The organism is Corallococcus exercitus, from assembly GCF_003611585.1.
Lineage (GTDB): Bacteria > Myxococcota > Myxococcia > Myxococcales > Myxococcaceae > Corallococcus > Corallococcus exercitus.
In genome coordinates, this window is record NZ_RAVW01000900.1 from 1 (window position 1) to 436 (window position 436).

The window sequence follows — 436 nt, forward strand, 5'->3', positions numbered from 1 at the left end:
GTCAGAGGGTTTGGGGCGCGTGCGATGGGGGATGATTTTCCCAAATATATCAACAGTCCGCAGTCTGATGTATTTGATAAGTCGTCTCTGCTCTATGGACTAGCCAACTCTCGCGTAAAAAACGCGCAAGGTGAGGCGCGAACCGCTGTTGTGGTAGAAGGGTACCACGATGTCATTAAAACGCGTCAAAACGGAATTTTTGACACTGTGGCACAAATGGGAACGGCCCTGACAGACAAGCAGTTAATCTTGCTTTCTCAACAGGGGATTAAGACGGTTCTTCTGTGTCTCGATAATGATCAGGCGGGCCAATCCGCGACACGTAAGCTGGCGGACACCCATCTGACATCTGGCCTTCTCTCGCGCTTGGGGGTCAATCTGAAGATCATGGCGCTCTCAGGCGGCAAGGACGCCGATGATGTGATCAGTAGAACTC

The 436-nt window shown here is 51.6% G+C and carries 1 protein-coding gene; it reads left to right on the forward strand.

The annotated features are described in order from the left end of the window. Window positions 1–24: 24 nt before the first annotated feature. The coding region (locus tag D7W79_RS42770; RefSeq protein ID WP_120530808.1) for a toprim domain-containing protein at window positions 25–436 on the forward strand (412 nt) is incomplete at its 3' end.